At 66.2% G+C, this 23,417-nt stretch carries 15 protein-coding genes; 10 read left to right on the top strand and 5 right to left on the bottom strand.

Features of this window, described 5'->3' with window-relative positions:
• The first annotated feature begins 106 nt into the window (after window positions 1-106).
• The 4 genes from EZ304_RS17405 (at window position 107) to EZ304_RS17390 (ending at window position 6,987) form a co-directional block, all read left to right on the top strand.
• Window positions 107-1,453 (top strand): c-type cytochrome, encoded by a 1,347-nt coding sequence (locus EZ304_RS17405; RefSeq protein WP_142807713.1) that lies wholly within the window; start codon window positions 107-109, stop codon window positions 1,451-1,453.
• A complete protein-coding gene (locus tag EZ304_RS17400; RefSeq protein WP_142807712.1) occupies window positions 1,450-2,376 on the top strand; it encodes a c-type cytochrome in 927 nt (308 codons plus the stop codon). The genes EZ304_RS17405 and EZ304_RS17400 overlap by 4 nt, the downstream gene beginning before the upstream one ends.
• Window positions 2,377-2,491: 115 nt before the next feature.
• The gene (locus EZ304_RS17395) at window positions 2,492-4,870 is read left to right on the top strand and encodes a TonB-dependent receptor (RefSeq protein WP_142807711.1); all 2,379 of its coding nucleotides are present in this window, start codon (window positions 2,492-2,494) and stop codon (window positions 4,868-4,870) included.
• A gap of 8 nt (window positions 4,871-4,878) precedes the next feature.
• Entirely contained in the window at window positions 4,879-6,987 is a 2,109-nt protein-coding gene (locus EZ304_RS17390; protein WP_142807710.1) for a phosphocholine-specific phospholipase C, read from the top strand.
• Window positions 6,988-7,044: 57 nt separating this feature from the next.
• Here the strand turns inward: EZ304_RS17390 and EZ304_RS17385 are convergent, their stop codons facing one another.
• The 4 genes from EZ304_RS17385 to EZ304_RS17370 form a co-directional block, all read right to left on the bottom strand.
• Entirely contained in the window at window positions 7,045-8,640 is a 1,596-nt protein-coding gene (locus EZ304_RS17385) for an alkaline phosphatase D family protein (RefSeq protein WP_142807709.1), read from the bottom strand.
• Window positions 8,641-8,650: 10 nt separating this feature from the next.
• A complete protein-coding gene (locus EZ304_RS17380) occupies window positions 8,651-11,584 on the bottom strand; it encodes a TonB-dependent receptor (protein ID WP_142807708.1) in 2,934 nt (977 codons plus the stop codon).
• Between the two features lie 141 nt (window positions 11,585-11,725).
• Complete coding sequence (locus EZ304_RS17375; RefSeq protein WP_142807707.1) at window positions 11,726-12,748, bottom strand: FecR family protein; 1,023 nt, start codon at window positions 12,746-12,748, stop codon at window positions 11,726-11,728.
• The gene (locus EZ304_RS17370) at window positions 12,745-13,260 is read right to left on the bottom strand and encodes an RNA polymerase sigma factor (RefSeq protein WP_072166673.1); all 516 of its coding nucleotides are present in this window, start codon (window positions 13,258-13,260) and stop codon (window positions 12,745-12,747) included. The genes EZ304_RS17375 and EZ304_RS17370 overlap by 4 nt, the downstream gene beginning before the upstream one ends.
• A 38-nt stretch (window positions 13,261-13,298) precedes the next feature.
• Here EZ304_RS17370 and EZ304_RS17365 point away from each other — a divergent pair, with 38 nt between their 5' ends.
• The gene (locus EZ304_RS17365; protein WP_142807706.1) at window positions 13,299-13,697 is read left to right on the top strand and encodes a hypothetical protein; all 399 of its coding nucleotides are present in this window, start codon (window positions 13,299-13,301) and stop codon (window positions 13,695-13,697) included.
• Window positions 13,698-13,942: 245 nt separating this feature from the next.
• On the top strand, window positions 13,943-16,615 hold the full coding sequence (gene aceE / locus EZ304_RS17360) for a pyruvate dehydrogenase (acetyl-transferring), homodimeric type (protein ID WP_142807705.1): 2,673 nt from the start codon (window positions 13,943-13,945) through the stop codon (window positions 16,613-16,615).
• A 51-nt stretch (window positions 16,616-16,666) separates the two neighbouring features.
• Here the strand turns inward: aceE and EZ304_RS17355 are convergent, their stop codons facing one another.
• Window positions 16,667-17,149 (bottom strand): LuxR family transcriptional regulator, encoded by a 483-nt coding sequence (locus EZ304_RS17355; protein ID WP_099554306.1) that lies wholly within the window; start codon window positions 17,147-17,149, stop codon window positions 16,667-16,669.
• Between the two features lie 191 nt (window positions 17,150-17,340).
• On the opposite strand from EZ304_RS17355, the gene EZ304_RS17350 reads away from it, so the two are divergent.
• From EZ304_RS17350 to EZ304_RS17335, 4 genes are all read left to right on the top strand, one after another.
• A complete protein-coding gene (locus tag EZ304_RS17350; RefSeq protein ID WP_142807704.1) occupies window positions 17,341-18,570 on the top strand; it encodes an MFS transporter in 1,230 nt (409 codons plus the stop codon).
• Window positions 18,567-19,724, top strand: a complete 1,158-nt coding sequence (locus tag EZ304_RS17345; protein ID WP_142807703.1) for an ROK family protein — start codon at window positions 18,567-18,569, stop codon at window positions 19,722-19,724. Before EZ304_RS17350 ends, EZ304_RS17345 begins: the two co-directional genes overlap by 4 nt.
• Before the next feature lie 86 nt (window positions 19,725-19,810).
• Entirely contained in the window at window positions 19,811-22,306 is a 2,496-nt protein-coding gene (locus EZ304_RS17340) for a TonB-dependent receptor (protein ID WP_142807702.1), read from the top strand.
• Entirely contained in the window at window positions 22,306-23,412 is a 1,107-nt protein-coding gene (locus tag EZ304_RS17335) for a YdcF family protein (RefSeq protein ID WP_142807701.1), read from the top strand. Before EZ304_RS17340 ends, EZ304_RS17335 begins: the two co-directional genes overlap by 1 nt.
• Window positions 23,413-23,417 lie beyond the last annotated feature (5 nt).

The raw sequence follows: 23,417 nt of genomic DNA, 5'->3' as shown, positions 1-23,417 counted from the left end.
GCTTGATGACAACGCAGGAACGATTCAGCTTGCTGTACAAGCTGTATCCGTTCAGTCATTGATCCGGATCAATGAACGCGCGCGCGGGATTGCCCACAGTGCTGCCATGCGCACCTCGTTCAAGCTCGCCATTGCCCTGGCCGCCACGCTGGCCGCCGCCTACGGCATCGCCCGCACCACGCCCTACTGGTTCGCACCGCGACAGACGGCGCAGGTCGACATCCACGATCCGACGCTGATCACGCAGGGACAGTACCTGTCGCGCGCCGCGGACTGCGCCGCCTGCCACACCGCGCCCGGCGGCAAGCCGTTCGCCGGTGGCCTTGGCATGCAGACGCCGATGGGCACGATCTACTCGACCAACATCACGCCCGATCCGCAGACCGGCATCGGTGCCTACGACTACGCCGACTTTGAACGCGCGGTACGTCGCGGCATCCGTCACGATGGGCAGCCGTTGTATCCGGCCATGCCGTACGCCTCGTACGTGATCGCCAGCGACGCCGAAATCAAGGCGCTGTACGCCTACTTCATGGGCTCGGTGCAGCCGGTGAAGCAGGACAACGCCGACAGCACGATCCCGTGGCCGGCCAACATGCGCTGGCCACTGGCCTGGTGGCAGCTGCTGTTCGCACGCCCGCGCACGTTCAACCCGGATCCGTCGCTGGATGCCAGCCAACAGCGCGGCGCCGAACTGGTGGAAGGCCTGGCCCACTGCGGCGCCTGCCACACGCCACGCGGGTTGGCGTTCCAGGAAAAGGCGATGGCCGATGATGGCAGCCGCCAGTTCCTGTCCGGCTCGGTGCTGGAAGGCTGGTATGCGAAGAACCTGCGCAATGAATCGACCGGCCTGGCCAGCTGGAGCGAGGACGAGATCGTCGACTTCCTGCGCACCGGCCGCACCGATCGATCGGCAGCCTTCGGTGGCATGGCCGACGTGGTCGAGCACAGCACGCAGTACCTGTCCGACACCGACCTGCTGGCCATGGCCCGCTACCTGAAACAGCTGCCGGCGCGTGAGGGCCGCAGTGCGCAGTGGTCGCCCGGTACCGACACCACCACCGCCGCACTGCGCAGCGGTGACTACCGCGTGGCCGGTTCGCTGGCCTATGCCGAGCACTGCCAGGCCTGCCACCGTGCCGACGGGCGCGGCATGCCGCGCGTCTATCCGGCCCTGGCCGGCAACTCGATCGTGTTCGCTGACGATCCCAGCTCGCTGGTACAGGTAACCCTGATCGGCGGCCGCACGCCGCATACCCCGCACGACCGCATGGCCTTCACCATGCCCGGCTTCGAGCAGCTACCGAATGCGCAGCTGGCACAGATCCTGACCTTCATCCGCAGCGGCTGGGGCAACCAGGCCAGCGCGGTGAGCGAGGTCGACGTGGCGCGCATGCGCCGGGTGGTGCGCGACAAGCCGGTGCACTACGTTCCGCAGGAGGCCGCACAATGAAGCGTTCGCGCACGCGTTCCCGCCTGCTGATTGGCAGTGCGATCACCCTCGTAGTGCTGGCCGGCGCCGGTACCCTCGCCTACCGTCATCTGTACCCGGATCTGGATGCCGCCGTGGCCAGCACGATCGATATCCTCGATGCGCAGGGCAAGGTGGTCGGCCACTACCATGCGCCCAGCGCCGAAGAAATCGCTGGGCTCGGCAATGCCGAATCGGTGATGCTCGGCCGCCGCATCCTCAACGAGACCGCACGGCTGCTGCCGGACAATGTCGGCAACGATCTGAACTGCAACTCGTGCCACATGGCCGAGGGCAAGCGGCCTTTCGGCAATCACTACTTCAATACCGGCGGCGGCGCCTATCCGCGCTACATGCCGCGTCCGGGCAAGGTGATCGGGCTGACCGAGCGCATCAACGGCTGCCTGCAGCGTTCGATGAACGGCAAGCCGCTGCCGAAGGACTCACCGCAGATGCGCGCGATGCTCGATTACATGGCGTGGTTGAGCAGTCCTGTGCCGGACGGTGCAAAGGTGGCCGCCCCCAGTGAGGGGCCCATCGACAGCACGCTGACCCCGGACCCGGTCCGCGGCCAGGCGCTGTACGCCGTGCAGTGCGCCGCCTGCCATGGCGACAACGGCGAAGGACGGCGCGACGCCAGCGGTGACATCGCCTTCCCGCCGCTATGGGGCGACCACAGCTTCAACATCGGCGCCGGCATGGCGCGCCTGTACAGGGCCGCCGGCTTCGTCAAGCACAACATGCCACCGGCGGTGACCCGCGAGCCACCACTGGGCCAGCAGGCGATGCCCGACCAGGATGCGGTGGACATCGCCAGCTACTTCATCAACCAGCCGCGGCCGGATTTTGCCAACAAGGCCAAGGACTGGCCGCGCGACCCGAAACCCAAGGACGCGCGGTACTGAAGCAGGCAGCAGGTGCCGGCCGTCGCACAACACGATTCCTGCATCGTCACGTCATGCCGATGTCATTGGCGCTGCCGACACTCCGGGGTTTCCTCCCTCTGAAGGTCCGGTTTCGATGCGAACGATTGCGCGCTTTCCCCGTGTCTCGCTGCTGGCCCTGCTGATCGCCCCCGCCCTGGACGCCCTGGCCGAAGCACCGCAGGGCGACGCGGCCGAAGCGCGCAGCACTGACGCCCGTACCCTGGACCAGGTACAGGTGATCGGCCAGGCCACCAGCTACGCCAAGACCTCGGTGCGCGCGGAAACGCTGAACCGGCAGACGGTGATGAGCAGCGTCAACGACGCGCTCAATGAAGTGCCGGGCGTGGTGATCAGCGAGGCCGATGCCACCGGCTCGTCGGTGTGGGGCACGCAGATCAGCATGCGCGGCTTCGTCACCAACCGCGATACGCAGCAGATCGGCACCACCATCGACGGCCTGCCCAATGGCGGCTCAGGTTACGGTGGCGGCTCACTGGCCAACCGCTACATCGACACCCTCGACCTGGAGACGGTGGAAGTCAGCCAGGGCACCGCTGATATCTCCTCGCGCTCGAACGAGGCCCTCGGCGGCACCCTGAACTTCCTCACCAGCGATCCGCTGCAGGACAGCCGCCTGCGTTTCGTGGTCGGCGCCGGTGACAACGAGGCACGCAAGTACTACGTGCGCTACGACACCGGCCTGCTCGGCGGCCACACCCGCGCCTGGGTCAGCGCTTCTTCCGCACGCGTGCACGACTGGATCGATGGCACCGGCCACGCCAGCAACGACCACATCGCCGGCAAGTTCATCACCGAACTGGACCGCTGGACCCTGACCGGCTACCTGTCCTACAACGATGCCGACGAGCCCGAATACACCAGCGTCTCGCCGAAGGGGTTCGCGACCAATCCCGAGCGCGACAACCTGGTCGGCACCCTCACCGGCATTCCGTACCTGGACCAGAACTACCGCTCCGGTTCGCGCGCCTTGCGCGAGAACACCTTCGGCTACCTTCGCGCAGCCTTTGACGGCGGCAATGGATTCAAGACCTCGGTGGCCGCCTACGGGCACCGCATGCAGGGCCGTGGCGACTGGTTGCCACCCTACCTGGCGCAGGTCAGCGATGACGGTGCGGGCCGCCCCGAGTCGGAGTACATCGGTGGAAAGACCGTGTACGGCGGCAGCAACCGTGGCCAGATCTTCTTCGTCAATCCCGACGGCAGCGCCGCGCAGCGCCTGGCCAGCTGCACGCCACGGCTGGGCTTCACCGCCGAATATGATCCGAACTGCTACGCCGGCAACGTGCTGGGCGCGCAGTCGTATCGCCACACGCACTACGACAACGACCGCATGGGCGTGACCGCCGATGTCGAGTGGCGACAGACCTTCGGAGCGGTCGACAACACGATCCGTGGCGGCCTGTGGGTGGAGAAGCTGGACCGTTCGGCACGCCGCGACTGGCATCGCCTGCTCAATGTCGGCCAGAGCATCGACTTCGACCACCAGCCGTATTGGGTGCAGTTCGAGGACAAATACAAGGTCGACGAGCAGATGTACTACGTCGAGGACGTGGCCCGCTTCGGTCCGTTCAGCGCGCGCCTGGGCGTCAAGCAGTTCTTCGTCGACCAGTCGCGCCGCCGCGTGATCGGTGCCAGCGAGCACGTCACCTCCGATTCCAAGTCCGATCCACTGCTGTCCACCGGCTTCACCTGGGCACCCGGCGTGGAAGGCATGGAGTTGTTCGCCGGCTTCTCGCAGAACTTCGCCGCGATTCCGTCCGGCGTGCTTGGCGAGACCGACCCGCAGCGCTTCCGCAACGTCGAGCCCGAAACCGCCGACAACATCGAAGTGGGCATGCGCATCAGCCGCTGGCCGCTGACCGCCTCGGTCACGCTTTACAACATCAAGTTCGACAACCGCATCGTCTACCTGCCCGCGGGCTTCGTCAGCGGCATCGACTACCTGGGCGAGACCGACGGCGTCTACGAGAACTTCGGTGGCGTGGAAAGCAACGGCCTGGAAGCGGCGTTCGGCTATGGTTGGGACAATGGCTGGCGGATCAACGCGGCCTACACCTACAACCGCTCCAAGTACCTCGGCAGCGGCAACGCCGCGCGCGATACCCAGCTGGGCATCGTCGACGGTGCCAAGGTGATCGGCCAGCCGGAGAACACCCTGGTGCTGTCGGCCGACTGGCAGGGCGCCAACTGGAACTTCGGCCTCTCCGGCCGTTACCTCGGCACGCGCTACCTCGATGCCGCCAACGTCAACAAGCTGCCCTCGGCCACCGTGTTCAACGCCAACATCGGCTTCGACCTGCAGGGCCTGTCGCCGCGCCTGAAGGGCATGGGTGCCAACCTGGTGGTGAGCAACCTCACCGATAAGCGGTATCTTGCAGGGGTGGACGGCCGCGACAACGCCTTCATCGGCGCTCCGCGCACCGTCGGCATCTCCTTCCGCGTGGACCTGTGAGTGAGCCCGTGACCGATATCGGCCGACGCCGGTTGTTGCAGGCCGGCGTTGCCGCCGGCCTTTCCCCGCTGCTGCCCAGCATCGCCCGGGCCGCAGCGATCGCCCCCGCCGCGCAGACGCGCAGCCTCGAAGACCTGCAGCACATCGTGGTGCTCATGCAGGAGAACCGTTCGTTCGACCACTACTTCGGCACGCTGCCGGGTGTACGTGGTTTCGGCGACCGCTTCGTGGCCCCGGCTGCCGCGCTGCAGGCCGCTGGCCGCGTGCGCAGCCTGTGGCTGCAGCCCGATGCCAGCGGCAAGCGTGCGATCGCGCCCTTCCCGCTGGATACCGCCGCGCACTTCGGCTACATGCGGGTGGAAGGCACGCCACACACCTGGCCCGATGCGCAGCGCGCCTGGGACCACGGGCGCATGGGGCACTGGCCGAAGGCCAAGCAGAACCACTCGATGGGCTACTTCCAGCGCAGCGACCTGCCGTTCCAGTTCGCGCTGGCCGATGCCTTTACCCTCTGCGATGCGTACCACTGCGCGATGCAGGCCGGCACCAACCCGAACCGGGTATTCCTGTGGACCGGCCACAATGATGCACGCGCGCGTGCTGGCGGCCCGGTGATCGCCAACTCGCACGACAACTTCCCCGAACAGGGCGGGCACCCGGCGTCCTACCGCTGGACCAGCTATGTCGAGCGCCTCCAGAACGCCGGCGTGTCCTGGCAGATCTACCAGGACATGGCCGACAACTTCACGGACAACCCGCTGGCCGGCTTCGAGGCATTCCGCCAGGCCCATCGCGCTGCGCCGGGGCATGACCCGCAGCTGCGCGCACGCGGGGTCAGCACGCGTGGCCTGGCGCAGCTGCGCCAGGACGTGATCGGGGGGCGCCTGCCGCAGGTCAGTTTCATCATCGCCGATGCCGCAGGCAGCGAGCATCCTGGTCCTTCCAGCCCGGCACAGGGTGCGGCCTATACCGCACGCGTGCTGGACGCACTGACCGCCGATCCGGAGGTGTGGAGCCGCACCGCCCTGCTGCTGATGTTCGACGAGAACGATGGCTTCTTCGACCACATGCCACCACCTGCCCCTCCCTCACCGGTGAACGGTGGATGGGCAGGTGCCTCGTCGGTCAGCACCGAGGGCGAGTATCACCGTCATCCCGCGCCGGGCGACGAAAAGTACGATGCTGCCGAGCTGCGCGGACGCCCGTATGGTCTCGGCCCCCGCGTGCCGCTGTACGTCATCTCGCCGTGGAGCCGTGGTGGCTGGGTCGATTCACAGGTGTACGACCACACCTCGGTCATACGGTTGATTGAACGTCGCTTTGGTGTCGCCGCGCCGGACATCTCGCCGTGGCGCCGAGCGGTCTGCGGTGACCTGACGGGCGCCTTCGACTTCGCCCAGCGCGATATCCGCCCGTTCGTGCGCGGCCTGCCCGATGTAAGCGCGGTGGCGGCACGAGCGGCGGCGCTGCCACGGCGTACCGTGCCGGCGCTGCCGGAGGGGCTGAAGCCAGCGAAGCAGGAAAGCGGCGTACGCCCTGCACGCGCCCTGCCCTATCGGCCGCAGGCATCGATTGCTGCGGTCGACGCCTCGGGCGTGGATCTGGCGCTGGCCTGCGAAGGTGCGGCGGCGGTGCTGCATGTCTACGACCGGCTGCGGCTGGATGCGGTGCCACGCCGCTACACGCTGCTGCCGGGCATGCCGCTGCGCGAGCGCTGGCCGCTCGATGCCCAGGGCCGCTATGACCTGTGGCTGCTGGGCCCAAACGGCTTCCACCGCCACTTCCAGGGGGCGGCCAAGGATCCTGCCGTGCAGGCTTCAATTGATCGCACGGATGGCCAACTGCGGCTGCACCTGCGCAACCTGGATGACAGCGCACAGCAGGTGCGTGTGCAGGCTGGCGCCTATGCCGGACACATGCCGGAGCAGACGGTGGCACTGCCGGCGCATGCAGAGACTTCGTTGGCGTGGGATGCAACGCCCACCGCAGGCTGGTACGACCTGCACATCGGTGCAGGTGACAGTACCCTGCGCCTGGCCGGCCGCGCCGAGGATGGACGCCCCGGCACCAGTGACCCGGCGATGGGCGGCGAGCCATTGCGGTTCGAGCACGATTGAGCAACCCGGCCGTTGTAGAGTCGAGCCATGCTCGACTCTACGCAGGGGCTGGGCTGATCAGGCCTCCTGCAACCCTGGCCGGCCATGCTCCACCGCATAGCGCTTCCAGCTCTGCACCGCGCCATTCGGCTGCATCACGGTATCCAGCGTCTTCATGTCGCCGATCCACGCATCGCGGGTGACATCGCACAGCACGTAGCCACGCTTGTCGGTGGTCGCCTTCAGATAGGGGCTGTGCGCAAGCTGGTTCCTGGCATACGCGTCCACACCCTGGCCATCGGCGCCGGAAGTGATCGACGTGGCGAGGAACTCGCTGGAGATCACACCCGAGTCACGGTGGTCCTGCACCAGATCGCTGGCATAGTGGCGATGCGCGTCGCCGCAGGCGGTCACCACGTTGCCGAAGCCCACCTTCTGGATGTGGTCAAGCAGGCGCCGGCGGCTGTCCAGATAGCCTGACCACTGGTCGTCGGACGCCTGCACCACCCCGTCCTTCTCGCGCATGTAGTTGCCCAGCGCCACCTGGTGGGCGACGGTATGCCAGCGCGGTGCGGCATCGGCCAGGCCGTCGAACAGCCAGCGTTCCTGCTTCGCCCCCACAATGCTGCGCTCCGCCGATTCCACCTCCTCACGCAGCGCCATGTTCACCTGCTTGCTGCGGTACTGGCGGGTGTCGAGCAGGTGCAGATCCATCAGCGTGCCGTAGCGCGCGCGCCGGTACATCTGCATGTGGCCGTCGCGCGGGAATGCCGAGCGGCGCAGCGGCATGTTCTCGTAGTAGGCCTGGAACGCCTGTGCGCGACGCAGCAAGAACACTTCGCTGGGCGTGTCATCCTGGTCTTCGGCACCGGCCCAGTTGTTGTCCACTTCATGGTCGTCAAAGGTGACGAACCACGGTGCCGCCGCATGCGCGGCCTGCAGGTCGGCATCGCTCTTGTACTGGGCGTAGCGGCGGCGGTAATCGTCCAGCGTGTAGGTCTGCGGCCCCACGTGGTTGCGCAGGTTGGTGAACGGCTGGCCGTTCATCTTCCGCAGGCCCGGCTGGCTTTCGCCTTCGTAGATGTAATCACCGTAGTGGAAGACGAAATCGAGCGGCTCCTCGGCAATGCGCCGCCACGCGGTGTAGTGGCCTTCTTCGTAGTGCTGGCAACCGGCCACCGCAAAGCGCACACGGTCCACCACGGCCGTGGCTGCGGGCAGCGTGCGGGTGCAGCCGACCGCACTGGCGTGGCCACCGACGGTGAAGCGGTACCAGTAGGGCCGTCCGGGCGCCAACCCGTACAGTTCCACGTGCACGGCGTGGCCGAGTTCGGGATGCGCCATCGCCGCCCCCTGGCGTACCACCTTGCGCATGCCTTCGTCTGCTGCCAGCTGCCAATCGACCCGCATCGGACGGGCCGGCATGCCACCGCCGAACACCAGCGGTTCGGTCGCCAGGCGCGTCCACAGCACCATGCCATCGGCCGATGGATCACCCGAGGCCACGCCCAGGGTGAAGGGTGTGCTGGCAAAACGCGGCTTGGCCAGCAGGTTGCGCGGGTTCAGCGCGGTGGCATCGGCCTGCGCGGCCAGCGCGTGTGCCGTGCCCATCCAGGCACCGGCAGCGGACAGACCGGCCAGGGCCAGGAATCGCCTGCGATTGATCGTATCCACGGCTGTGCCCTCAGTTGTAGATGATGTGGAAGTAGAAGAAGCGGCCGTAGTCGTCGATCTCGGTACGGAAGCGCCCGTTCGGGCCGGTGCTGTAGGTCGGCTGGGTATTGAACAGGTTCTTGGCCTCGTACTTCAGCGTCACGTGCTTGCTGACCTTGTGGCTGAAGCCCATGTTGAAGGTCATGTACGGGTCGTAGTACGAATCCAGCCACTGGGTGTCGCCGAAGTCGACCAGCATCCGGCTGCGGTAGGTGCCGGACAGGCGCAGCTGCGCGCTCTTCCACGGCATGCGCCAGATCACCGAGCCATTGAGCGACCAGTCCGGCTGGTACAGCAGGCGGTCCAGGCGGCGCTCGGTGCCATCAGTGATGCGGTAGTTGGTCTGGCCTTCCAGCCGCGTGGCGTTGAAGTACATGTCGAAACGCTGGCGGCCCCACTGCAGGTTGCGGTTGGCCACCGCGAACTCGACGCCGCGCAGCGTGGACTCATCGGTGTTCATCGGCTGGGTCACCCGGTAGCGGGTATCGCCCACGTTCTCGAAGGTGGTCAGGGTGTAGATGTCGTCCTTGATCACCTTGTCGAACAGCGCCACCGAGACCAGGCCGTTGTTGCCGTTGAAATACAGGTCCCACGCCAGGTCGATGTTGGTGGAACGGCGTGGCTGCAGGTCGGCATTGCCCTGCTTGATGGTGCAGAAGCCCCTGCCCTCCTCGTCATCGCCACAGCTGGTGCTGGTGGCCTGGGCGATGTTGCTCGGCGTCGGCCGGCCCAGCGTGCGGCTGGCGGAGAAGCGCAGGCGCTGGTCCTCGCTCAGCTTGAACGTCGCATTCAACGAAGGCAGCAGGTTGTTGTAGCCACCGCTCGTGTTGCGGAAGGCGGAGGTATAGGTAGTTCCGCCATCATCGCTGAATGGGCTGTAGGCATCGAAGCGGGTGTGGTCGTAGCGCAGGCCGCCGATCAGCAGCAGCCGGTCCCAGGCATAGTGCGCGGATACATAGGCATTGGTGATGTCCTCTACATACTTGTAGTCGCTGGTGAAGTTGGCATTTGGATACGCCGCATTGTTGCTGCCCAGTTTCGGCAGCAGTTCCTCGTTCCACTTGCGGTTGTCGATCAGCGGGAAGCCCGGCACGCTGCCCAGCAGCGTCGAACCCGGATACAGGTAGTCGTTGAGCGTGGCACTGCTCTTGAAGTAGTCGAAGTCGATGTCCTGCCAGATCTTAAGATGGCGGTATTCGGCGCCGGCGGCCAGGCCGAAGCCACGCGCATCGGCGTCGATGTTGTAGCTGAAGTCGGCGCGCAGGTTGTCGATGCTCTCCTTTGCATCGCGCGGGGAGACATAGGCCTGCGCCGGATTGAGCTTGAACGCCGAGCTGGTCAGCAGGCTGGAATCGGAAACCGCAACCGCGTTGGGGAACCCGTGGCTGTCGTTCTCGTAGTCGACGAACAGATTGCCTGGGTAGGCGCGCACACCCCAGTAGACCTGGTTGTTGTGGAAGGTCTCTTCGGTATGGCCGCCACGCAGGGTCAGCCGCGAGCGGTCGCCCATGTCCCAGTTGAAGCTGGCGATGGCGCCACGGTTGCTGCGGTCCCAGCGGTCGTGGCGGTTCTTGATGTAGATGCTGTTGATCTGGGTGGTGCCGCTGTCCTCGGTCTGGTTGCGGATCGGAAACTTGGCGTTGCCGTACAGATCAGTCTTGTTCATCGTCGAGTTCTCGTAGAACCGGTACGAGTACAGCAGCAGCGATGCGTAGAACGGATCATCCGAGGGCTTCCACTCAAGCTTGGCGGAGCCACCGAAGTTGGTGATGAAGTTGGTATAGGTACCGGTGCTGAAGTTGCCAGGCGCACGCAGCCCGTTCCAGCCCTTGGCCTCGTCCGGACCGGTGGTACCGTCGGTGAGGTATTTGCCAGCGTCGTTGTAGTAGTAGTTCGACTCCACCCAGCGCTTGACGCTGTTGCGTGAACGCTGCTCATAGCGTGCCACCGCAACGATGCCGAACTCCTGGTCGACGCCGAACTGGTTGGAGAACACCATCTTGGCGCTCTTGCCGAAGTGGCCCCGGGTCTCGTGGTTGCCGCCTGCGCTGCGCTCGACGTTGGTCTCGGCGGTGGAATAGATGCCTGCCACATCGGCAAACACGTACTTGCCCGACCGGTCGAAGGCACTGCGGCTGATGATGTCGATCACGCCGCCGATCGCATCCGGTGCCTGCTCCGCACTGAAGCTCTTGTAGATGTCGGTACGGGTGCCGATGTCGCTGGGAATCAGCTGCAGGTTGTTCATGCGCTCGCCGGAGCCACTGCCTCCCACGCTGGCAATCGCGATGCCATCGATGGTGGTGTAGTTGAGGTTGGCCTGCACGCCGCGCACGGTCACGTAGCGTGGCTCGCCGGCATCCTCTACCGCACTCAGGCCTGGAGCGGCCATCAGGCTCTCGGCCAGTGTCTCGTCGCCGTAGCTGTCCATTTCGTCGTAGACCACCGAATCCTTGATCACCGGCGACGACTTCTTCTGGTCGATGACCTCATGTGCGGCAATCACCTTCACCGTATCCAGGGTCGGCGCCACCACCGCCTCGGCCTCGCGCGGCTTCGGCGCGGCCGGCTTCGGCGCGTTGCTTACGGGTGCCGGATCGATGGCGATGACATTGCCATCGACCACGGTGTAACCCAGGCCGGTCCCTGCCAGCAGCGCGTCCAGCGCCTGCCTGACGGTGGCACCGCGCGGCACCGCACCGGCCATGCGGGCATCACCGCCGGCCGAGTACAGGAACTGTACCCCGGAACTGCGCGACAACTGCTCCAGCGCACGCGCCAACGGCTGCGCCGCGATCGGCGTGGATACACGCGCCTCCAGGCCATCGGCACCGGCGGCGAAGGCCAGCGGCACGCTGCAGGGAGACAGGGCGAGGATGATCGACAGGTAGAGCGTGTTGCGCATCACGGGTCCTTGGAAGAGAGAAGGCAGCAGGCGCCGCTGCGTGGCTCGGCAGCGGCTTCTCCCAAGTAAGAGCCCGCATTCACCGAAGTGGAGAACGCGGATTCGATGAATTTTTTCTGACAGTCAACGGCCACGTCGGCCTCAGCGACTGCCAACCCGCACGGTGTCGCCTTCGCGCTTCACCACGAAACGCGGGTCGCGTTCGAGGAAGGCCTGCAGCGCACCGATGCGATGCGCATCGAGACTGCCCGACAACCGTGCCGATGCCGCGCCTTCGTCCAGCACGCGCACCTGCACCTGGTTGTGCCGGTTGAAGGCAGCGGCCACCTCGTCCAGCCGCTCGTCGAGGAAGGACACTTTGCGCTGCTGCCAATCCAGCAGCATCGACAATGGCAGGTCCAATGACTCGACCGCATGGCTGCGCGCGTCGACCTGCACCACCCGGCCTTCGCCCAGTTGCGCAAGACGCCGGGCGTCCGCACCCTGGCTCCATACCTCCACCTCGCCGGAGACCACGCCGATGCGCGTGCTCTGCAGCCGTCGCGACACATCGAATACCGTGCCGATGTCCCGGATCTCCAGGCCGTTCACCTGCACCTCGAACGGACGGCGGTCGCGGGCGATGTCGAACGTGGCCTCACCCTGCAGCAGCTCCACCTTGCGGCTGAACCAGCCCATGCGTACCCGCAGGCGGCTGTCCGCGTTGAGCCGCACCTGGGTCTGGTCGGGCAGCACCAGGTCGCGAAGTTCACCCTGTCCGGCACTGTAAAGCTGCTCGGTGGGCGCCACCTGCGGAACCAGGCCCACGCCGAGCAGGGCGATACAGGCTGCGGCAGCCGCCACCCACCAGCGCGCACGACCGCGACGCGGCACAGCGCGCGGCGGCGCGTGCACGCTACCGAACAGCGGCACCACCTTGGCGGCGATCTGCCGCGGTGGAACCGCCGCCTCGTCAGCCAACGGCGATTGCAGCGCCTCACCGACCTGCCGGTGAAGCGCGAGGGCGCGCATGTAGGCGCGCACATGCTCCGGCGAGCGCTTCATCCACTCCAGGAACGCGACGCGCCCGGCCTCATCCAACGGCCCCTCGCGATTGCGCAGGAACCAGTCCATGGCCTCGCAGGCGATCGTGTCGTCGGCCACGGGCGATGAATTCCGGTTCATGTGAGCTCCCTGGCGCCCAGCGCCTTCCTGCAGGCCTCCAGACCCTTGCCGATGTGCTTGCGCACCATGTGCACCGACACCTGCAGCTGCTGGCTGATTCCCGGGCAGTCCAGCCCGTCGCGGTAGTGCAGCTCCATCACCCGCCGCGTGGTTGCCGGCAGTCGTGCGATGGTGCTGCGGATATCGTTCCAGCGCTGCGCACGCTCGAATTCGCCTTCGATGTCTTCTTCGCTTTTCAGCACTTCGGCCAGCAGGTCGACGTCTTCCAGCGGCGGCAGCGACGACCGCGCGCGCGCGTGCTCGCGCGCCAGGTTGGCCGCCACGGTGAACAGGTAGGCTTCCGGGTTCTCGACCGCATCGGCATCTTCGCCGGTGCTGCGCAGCAGGCGAAGATAGACCTCCTGCGCCAGGTCTTCGGCATCCTCGCTGGCCGAACCGCGACGCAGGAAGAAGCCACGCAGCAGCCGGCGCCGCAGTTCGTAGCTCTTCTCCCAGATCCTCACGCTGTTCACGGCCGGCCAACCACCCCGAGGCTGGAAAGCCCCGCAGGGTGACCGCCATCGATGACAGTGGCGTTTCAACAGCCGGCAGGCAGCCGCTAGAATGCGGCCCCTGCGATGTCCCGGCAGCCCGCACAAGGAGTGCTCCCATCAACGCACGCACCGCCATCAACACCCTCAGCAGCCTGCTGTTCCTGCTGCTGGTCGCCCACACCACCGCCTACCAGCAGCAGATGTGGCCGCCCAGCCGGGTCATCCATGTGCATCCGGTGATCGTCGTCCTCGCCTATGCGCTAGGTGTGCTCACGCTGCTGCTGTGGATCGGCGGCCGCCGTGCATCGGAACCCGCCCAACGCCTGGCGCGCTGGTTGCCCATCGTCGCCTGGTGCCTGCTGGGCGTCGGCGTGGCGATCATCCCGGTGTTCCTGCCTGGGCTGTCCCCGGCCTGATCGGCGGCCGCGCCCAGCGCATCCGCCCTTGATACGACGCGCGGCACCAACCCTTGCTTGCCAGAGACCCAAGCCCTGCACGCCTACCGAAGCGTGGGGAGCAGGCCTACGCTTGTCTTCTCGGTGGCCGCCACGGTCGCCCTTCGCGTCACGGCCCCCGCCGTTGCGACCCCGCTCCAGTGCTGTGCGCCCTGCCGGTGTTGTCGCCCAGGCAGAAGTCCGACCGGCGCCCTCTGGAGACAGTCATGAACCAAGCCCTCATTCCCTTCGATACCGATCCACTGGAAACCCAGGAATGGCGTGAATCGCTGGAGGCGGTGATGCAGGCCGGCGGCCGGCCGCGCGCGCACTACCTGATCGACCAGCTGAGCGATCTGGACGCGCAGCAGCACGGCGACCTGCATACCCGTGCCTGGACCGCCTACGTCAACACCATCCCGCCCGAGCGCCAGCCGGCCTACCCGGGCGACCTGGCCATCGAGCGCCGCCTGAACGCGATGATCCGCTGGAACGCGATGGTGATGGTGCTGCGTGCCGGCAAGCATTCCAACGTCGGCGGCCACATCGCTACCTACCAGTCGGCAGCGGTGCTGTACGACGTGGGCTTCGATCACTTCTTCCGTGGCCGCACCGACACCTTCGACGGCGACATGATCTACATCCAGGGCCATTCGGCGCCGGGCATCTATGGCCGCGCCTACGTGGAAGGCCGCATCGATCCGGCACGGATGGACAACTTCCGCCGCGAAGCCGGCCGCGAAGGCCTGTCCTCGTATCCGCACCCACGCCTGATGCCGGAGTTCTGGCAGTTCCCCACCGTGTCGATGGGGCTGGGCCCGCTGACCGCCGCCTACCAGGCGCGCTATATGCGTTACCTGGAATACCGCGGCCTGAAAGAGCACCAGGGCCGCAGGGTCTGGGCCTTCCTCGGCGACGGCGAAATGGATCAGCCCGAATCGCTGGCGGCAATTTCCCTGGCCGGCCGCGAGCGGCTGGACAACATCGTGTTCGTGGTCAACTGCAACCTGCAGCGCCTGGACGGTCCGGTACGCGGCAACGCCAAGGTCATCCAGGAACTGGAAGGCACCTTCCGCGCGGCCGGCTGGAACGTGATCAAGCTGATCTGGGGCAGCGGCTGGGACGACCTGCTGGCCCGCGACCACAGCGGCCTGCTGCGCCAGCGCATGATGGAGTGCGTGGACGGCGACTACCAGACCTTCAAGTCGCAGAGCGGCGCCTACGTGCGCGAACACTTCTTCGGTCGCTACCCCGAGCTGCTGGAGCTGGTCGCGCACATGAGCGACGACGATATCTGGGCGCTGGCGCGTGGTGGCCATGATCCACAGAAGGTCTTCGCCGCCTACCAGCAGGCAGTGAACACCAGCGGCCGGCCCACCGTGATCCTGGCCAAGACGGTCAAGGGTTTCGGCATGGGCGAAGCCGGCGAAGGCCAGAACATCAACCACCAGCTGAAGAAGATGAGCGCCGACGCGGTGCGTGCCTTCCGTGACCGCTTCAACCTGCCGGTCAGCGACGACCAGCTGGAGGAGATGCCCTACCTGCGCCCGGAACCGGGCAGCGCCGAGGCGGCCTACTTCGCCGAGCGCCGCCGCATCCAGGGTGGGCAGTTGCCAGCGCGCCTGGCCAAGGTCGATCCCCTGCCGCTGCCACCACTGTCGATCTTCAACACCCAGCTGCAGGGCAGTGGCGATCGCGGCCAGTCCACCACCATGGGCTTCGTGCGCATCCTCACCAGCCTGTTGAAGGACCCGGAACTGGGCAAGCTGGTGATTCCGATCGTGCCCGATGAATCGCGCACCTTCGGCATGGAAGGCCTGTTCCGCCAGATCGGCATCCACTCCTACCTGGGCCAGCTGTACACCCCGCAGGACGCCGGCCAGCTGAGCTATTACAAGGAAGCCAAGGACGGCCAGATCCTGCAGGAAGGCATCAATGAATCCGGTGCGATCTGTTCGTGGATCGCCGCCGGCACCGCCTACAGCAACCACGGCCTGGCGACGATTCCGTTCTACATCTTCTATTCGATGTTCGGCCTGCAGCGCGTCGGTGACCTGGCCTGGGCCGCTGCCGATGCGCGTACCCGCGGCTTCCTGCTCGGTGCCACGTCGGGCCGCACCACGCTGATGGGCGAAGGCCTGCAGCACGATGACGGCCACAGCCACGTGCTGTCGTCGGTGATTCCCAGCTGCGTGTCCTACGACCCGACCTACAACTACGAGCTGGCGGTGATCATCCATGACGGCCTGCGCCGCATGTATGTCGACCAGGAAGACATCTACTACTACATCACCGTACTCAACGAGAACTACCCGCAGCCGGCACTGCCCGAAGGCGCCGAGACCGGCATCCTGAAGGGCCTCTACCTGCTGCACCCGGCAGCCGCCGATGCCGCCTCGCAGCCACGCGTGCAGCTGATGGGCGCCGGCTCGATCCTGCGCGAAGTGGAAGCCGCGGCAGAACTGCTGCAGCAGGACTTCTGCATCGCCAGCGATGTGTGGAGCGCGACCAGCCTGACCGAACTGCGCCGCGATGGCCTGGCCGCCGAACGCTGGAACCTGTTGCATCCGGCCGAGCAGCCGCGCGTACCCTACGTGCAGCAGTGCCTGCAGGGCCATGAAGGCCCGGTGGTGGTGGCCACCGACTACATGAAGATCGTCGGCGACCAGATCCGCCCCTTCATCAACGACCGCCGCTTCACCGCACTCGGCACCGATGGCTTCGGCCGTTCCGACACGCGTGAATCGCTGCGCACGTTCTTCGAAGTGGACCGTCATTTCATCGTGCTGGCAGCGTTGAAGACGCTGGCCGATGAAGGTCGCATCGAGCGTTCGCGGATGCAGGAGGCCATCGCCAGGTACGGCATCGACACCGGCAAGCGCGATCCGGCTGCGGTGTAAGGCTGCTGAGTTCACCACGCCCGCTGTGCGGGCGTGGTGCGGACGGAACCGCTAGGGTATCCGCTTGAACAGGTTGGTCTGCAGGATCGGTGTACCGTCATGGCTGTAGAACGCCTTGGTCTCGGTCATCGTCGTGCGGTCGGCCGCTACGGTGTAGATGCGGGTGGACGCTGGCGTGCCATGGTCCACCAACTGCATCACCAGGGTGTTCGGCGCCGGCAGTTTCAGGTTGGCCTTGTCCGCGCCGTAGGTGCCGGACAAGGGCCCCGGCGTGCCGTCCAGCGCCAGCGTGCCGTCGGACTTCATGGTCTTGCCGTCGTGCAGGACGATGTCCACGTGTGAACTCCAACGACCCGCACCGGCGTCCTTGAACTCCAGCACCACGTGCTTTGGGCGCTGCGCTTCGGGTAGCGCAGACGTGGCGATATCCAGCGACCAGCGCCCCAGCAGCGGTGAGGGCGAAGCTTCCACTGCCAGCGCCGGAACGGCGGAGAGCGAAAGCACAGACAACAACACAGCGGACAACAGTTTCATACGTTGCTCCGTTCCAGTGAAGAAAGCGCTGCGTGACGCGTGATGGGGGGCAGCAGGGCGAATGCTGCGCGCCTGCGGCAGGGGGTGCAAGCCGCTTGCTGAACGCCCGGCCACGCACCATGTCAGGGCCATGTCACACAGGGGTAGTAGAACGATCCAGCATCTCCGGCTCTTCCCCCCATTACACGGCGTTGAACACGCAGCCCTCGCCACGGCACCTCTATGCCGCCGGCCACTTTGCCCGCACCCTGGTCTGGTCGTTCGTGGATCTGGTGCTGGGCTACTACCTGCACGCCCGCCTGGGGCTGCCGGCGGCCCACACCGGCCTGCTGCTGGCCATTTCATTGGCCTACAGCAGCCTGCTCGATCTGCTGCTGGCCGCCGTGTTCACCCGCCTGCGCAACCAGCAGCGCCTCGCCCTGCGCCTGCAGCTCATCGGCGGGCTCGGCACGGCCGCCAGCGCCTGCCTGCTATTCAGCCCGCACAGCGCAGCCGGGCCCACCTTCCTGCCATTGCTGGTCGCATCGTTGCTGTTCCGTACCTGCTATGCGGTCTACGACGTGGCGCAGAACGCACTGACTTCGTTGCTGCCCCGTGACGAGGACGAGGCCATGCGCTATGTCTCCACGCGCGCCGTGGTGGTGCCCATTTCCAAGCTGTGCATTGCCGCGGCGCTGTTCAGCGTGGTCGGTCCTCCTGCGTCCCAGGGCAGTGGCAACGCGTTGTTGATCTGCATGATCATCGGCGTGCTGATCGCGGCCGCTGCGCTTCCCCTGGCCTGCGTCGCAACACCGCCACGGCCCTCCGCAACCGGGATGTCCGCTGCTGTTGCCCTGCCCCTGCCGGCACTGCTGCCGGTTCTGCTGGCCGCAGCGGCGGAGACTGCACTGGTGGGTCTGGCCGGGCGCCTGTTCCCTTTCGCTGAACACGGGGCAGCACTGACCTTCGCGATGGTGGCGGGCATGGTGGTTGCCCCCTGGCTCTGCCTGCGCCTGCGTTCAAGGCTGCACAGCGAGACCGGGATGCTCGCGCTGATGTCGGTGCTGGCCGTCGCCGCCGTTGGCGGGTATCTGGCCATCCCCTCCACGCCTGTAGCGATTGCATGTGCCGCCATCCATGGGACGGCAGTGGCCAGCGTCGGCCTGGTACTGTGGCGACGCACCGCGCTGATCGCCCATCGCCATGCCGCCCATAGCGGACGCGACGATGACCTCAGCTGTTTTGCACTGCTTACCGGAACCATGAAGCTATCCATCGCGGCCTCTTCCTTGCTGCTGGGCGAAGTGCTGCCCGGTATACAGGCGGGCGATCCGGGCACCGCGGCCACCCTGGTCTCGCTGGTCGCCATCGGCAGCCTGCTTTCGCTGGCCGCATTGGCCTGGCCCATCCCGCCAGCACGTACCGAGGGCCTGCGCCCGTGAACCTCGCCCCGACATCGCGGCTGCGCCGCAAGCCGCTGATCGCGCTGGATGCCGACCACAAGCGCATCATCTGGCTGTTGCGCACGATGGGCGCCGTTCCCCGCATCACCATCGCCCACCAGCTGGGCATGCACAACGGCGCGTTGACCCGCCTGGCGCGTGAACTGCTGATGCTGGAAGTGATCGAGGAACAGGGACAACTGTCCGATGGCCAGCGTGGCCGTCCGTCGGTGCCACTGGCGCTGTCCGGTCGGGGCGGCTATGCCGCCGGTGCCACGGTGCATCCTGGTTGGCTGGAGATCGCACTGGTGGACTTCGCCGGCCAGGTCATCGCCCGTGATGCCACCGCGTTCGACAGCGCAGATCCCCACGATTTCGTCCATTGCGTGGACCAGCGCCTGCGCAGCCTCACCAGCAGCACCGGGCTCATGCGCGCCCGTTTCCTCGGCCTCGGCGTGGCGGTCCCCGGGCCCGTGGTCGAAACCGGCCCGGCACGCCGGCACGCGGTGGACTGGCTGCATGGCTGGCGCGATATCGACAACGACCAGTTCTTTGAAGACTACTTTGGCTTTCCGGCCTGGGTGGAGAACGATGCAACCCTGGCGGCGCTGGCGGAGTACTACGACAGCGGGCTGATCCGCGACTGCACTTCGGCGCTGCTGCTGTATGTCGGCCATGGCGTGGGCGGTGGCGTGATCCATCGGCGTGATGTGATGCGCGGTGAATTCGGCAATGCCGGCGACATCGGCCGCCTGTTCCGCATGGACGCGCCGCGCCCCTCGGGCATCGACCTGCTGGCCACGTTGCGCGAGGCGGGCGCTGGAATTCCATCGCTGTTCGAGCTGGAGGCCTGCCTGGAAAGCCATACCGGCATCATCAGCGCCTGGGCCGAACGCGCGGGCAACCAGCTGGGCGCAGCGGCCAATACCGGCGTCGCCTGGCTCGATCCCGGCGCCGTGATCCTGTCCGGTTCACTGCCCCGCCAGGTACTGGAGGCCCTTGGGCAACACCTGCAGCAGCCAGCACGCTGGAGCAGTGCGCTGGACAGCCTGCGCCTGCCGCAGGTGCATGTGTCCCGGCTGGGAGGATCCGCAGTATCGGTGGGCGCGGCGCTGCTGCCGATCCACCAGCTGGGCGCCGATGCCAGCGTTTAATTGTTTATTTCCGCCGAAGTAAACAATTCCGTCATCGCCCGGACCTACCGTGCAGCGGTCCCCCTTCCCTGCATGGCCGCCCTCCGATGAACATCAGCCCCCTGGTCCTGGGAATCTCCCTGGCCTTGATATCCCTGCACGGCAATGCTTCTGCGCAGGACGCCCCGGTCCAGAACAAGGACAGCGCCGACGCCGCAACGCTGGATGCGGTGGTGGTCACCGGTGCAGCACGCACCCAGCGTCGTTTCGATGCGTCCTTCGCGGTCAATTCACTCAGCCGCGAAGATGTGCAGAAGCTCGCACCGAAAAGCTACGCCGACCTGCTCGGGTCCGTGCCCGGCATCCATGTCGAGGCCACCGGAGGCGAGGTGCAGAACATCACCCGGCTGCGCGGCATTCCCACCGATCGTGGCTTCATCGCCTTCCAGCAGGACGGCCTGCCGCTCTACCAGGAGCTGGATGGCCACTTCTTCAACTCCGGCGACGGCATGAACCGGTTCGACGTGATGAACCAGCGGGTGGAGATCGTACGTGGTGGCCCGGCGCCGATCTATGCAAGCAGTGGCGGCGCCATCGTCAACAACATCCTGGCCGAGGGCTCGGAAGAGACCCACGGCAAGGCCCAGCTGACCGTCGGTGACACCGGGCTGTACCGCGGCGAGATGTACCAGTCCGGCGCCCTCGGCAAGGACACCTTCTATGCCGTCGGTGGATTCCTGCGCCAGCACGATGGCTACCGCGACAATGGCTTCCCGAACGACAAGGGCGGGCAGATCAGGGGCAACATCAAGCACTACTTCGATGACACCAGCTGGTTCAAGGTCAGCGGTACCTTCGTCGATGACCACAATACGTTCTACCTGCCGATCCCGGTCGCCGATCCGCGCAATCCCAGCGTTCCGCTGGACCCGTACATCGACTACTTCGACGGTACGCTGAACTCGCCGTCGCTGCGCAATGTCAACCTGAAGTACCTCGATGGCGGCGGCGTCCTGCAGGGCATGAACCGCGACCTGGCTGATGGCCGGCACATGCGCTTCGGCAACATCGGCTTCCAGTACGAGAATACCGCCAGCGACTGGACGATCTCGCTGAAAACCGGCTACACCAAGGGTCGCAACACCTTCGACGCACTGTACTCGACCACCAACCCGGTCGACGCACGCACCTTCGCCAACGGCTATCTGGGCGCGGCCCGTACCGCCTTCGGTGCCGGCGTCGCGCGGATGGGCTACGCCCTGGCCGGCAGCAACGGCGCGAGCGCCTACGATCCCTATGCCGACTCCGGCCTGGTGATCTCGGCCCAGTACCGGGCCGCAGATTCGGACTTCTACTCCGGCCAGGCCGACTTCAGTGCGACGCGGTTGTTTGAGACGGCCTGGGGCAGCCACGATCTGAACATCGGCGCATATACGGCCTTCTTCGGCACCACGGCCTTCAGCCTGTACCAGGACATGCTGATGGAGATGCGCGGCAAGCCACGCCTGCTGGATCTGGTGGCCTACGGCAACGATGGCACCCCGCTGGGCTATGTGACCGACAAGGGCACGCTGCGTTACACCACCACCCTGAATCGCGGCAAGGTCGATGCCCGCATGTTCGCGGTGTATGCCAATGACACGTGGGCACTGACGGACCGCTTCAAGCTCGACGCTGGTATCCGCCATGAACGCTATCGCTATGAAGGCTACGCAGAGCAGACCGCCCAGGTCGACCTCGGCGACCGCAACACACTGGCCGACAACACCACGCGCCGGTTCACCGGCGTGGTCCAGAACCATCGCCTGGATCCGTCCGCGACCAATTGGACCGTGGGTGCGAACTTCGATTTCACCCCTTCGGTGGGTGCTTACGCCCGCGTCTCCCACATGGAGATCGTTCCCAACTCGTCAGTGGCACGCTCGATCGATCCCACCATCGTGCAGACCCAGCTGGACCAGTACGAGCTTGGCCTGAAGGCCGGATTCGGCCGGTCCTACCTGTACCTGACAGCGTTCTACACGAAGTTCGATCCGCTCAACGCCTCGTTCGTGGCCTTCAACCCGACAACCGGCCGCAATGACCAGTCGGTGCCGTTCATCGGTACCGCCGTCTCCAAGGGCATCGAACTGGATGGGCTGTTCCGGCCGCTGGACTGGTTCAGCATCGCCGGCTCGATCACGGTCAGCGATCCGCAGTACGACAGCCTGCAGAACGATTCCGGCGCCGATCCGGCTGCCGTCAACGGCAAGCAGATCGTTCGCGAGCCCAAGCTCTACGGCAACCTCCGCCCGACCTTCAGTTTCCAGCATGGCCAGGACCAGTTCGAGACCTGGCTGCGTTATGACGTGGTCGGCAAATCATATGTTGATCTGTTCAACCAGACAGCGCTGCCCGCCTACCAGACCCTCGGCCTGGGCATTTCATGGAAGCGTGGCAACTGGGGCGCACAGCTGGTGGGCGACAACCTCACCAATGAAAAGGGACTCACCGAAGGCAACACCCGCACCGATGCCCTCGCCGGACAGGGTTCGGCCGAGGCCATCTATGGACGGCCGCTGTTCGGCCGCAACGTCCGCCTGATGGTCAGCAGGAGCTGGTGATGCATCGACGACTTGCCTTGTCCCTTGTCCTGCTCGCCACGGCAGCGCTGCCGCTTGCGGCGGTGGCCGACGACCGCGACAGCGCCACGCTTGCCGCACGCTTGTTCCCGACCCTCATGCAGTTGAAGCCCGATACACTGCCCGATGATGCGCGCGCCCTCCTGGCCGAACGTACGCAGCAGCTGGCCCGCTGCCGGACCGCCACCTGCACGCTCGCGTCCGCTCGCTGGACGCCCGCGCAGGCAGGCCTGTTGACCGCCGCGGCTCCCGCGCACGCCGAGGCCATCGAACGGGAACTGGCCGGCCTCAACAATATTCTCTCCGTCTATGGCCAGGGCCAGCCGTCCCGCTACGACGCCATCGACGGCCCGGTCGGCGCGGCAGGCAGCACGCGGCTGGTCGGCGATGTTGCCATTGCCATGCAGATGAGCGAGGTGGACGCCAGCGCGGCCTACACCGCCTTTGATCGCAGCATCGCGGTGGCGGTGGGCCTGCTCGATGCCAATGACCGCCTTGATGCGATCCGCTTCGAGCCCACCAGCGCCGGGACGAACGCCGCGCCGTTTGCGCGTGCGCGGCAGCTCGATTGGAATGCGCATCCGTACACCGCGATCATCGTTCTTGGCCAGGGACCGGATGAACTGACCACCCCGCTCAGCGCCGGCAGCAAGCTGCGCCTGAAGGCGGCCGCGCAGCGCTACGCGGCAGGTGATGCGCCCTTCCTCATCGTCTCGGGTGGTGCGGTACATCCGCGCGGCACCCGCAGCGTCGAAGCGGTGCAGATGCGCGAGGCGCTGATGGCACGCTTCGGCATTCCCGCAGATGCCATCATCATCGAGCCGTATGCCCGCCACACCACCACCAACCTGCGCAATGCAGCCCGGTTGCTGGCGGCCCTGCAGGCACCGCCACGGCAACCAGCATTGGTGGTCAGCAGTCCGTCGCATATCGATTCGGTCGCCAGCAGCGCCTTCAGCGAGCGCAACCGCCATGAACTGGGTTACGTTCCGGGCAAGGTCGGTTCACATGTTTCGCCCTACGCGATCCCGTTCGTGCCGGCCCCCGAATCGCTGCGCATCGACCCGATGGATCCGCTGGATCCCTGACCCTC

The organism is Stenotrophomonas maltophilia (genome assembly GCF_006974125.1).
In the GTDB taxonomy this organism is placed as follows: Bacteria; Pseudomonadota; Gammaproteobacteria; order Xanthomonadales; family Xanthomonadaceae; genus Stenotrophomonas; species Stenotrophomonas maltophilia_O.
The sequence above is the reverse complement of the archived record's forward strand: the minus strand, read 5'-3'. Positions and strand labels throughout refer to the sequence as shown.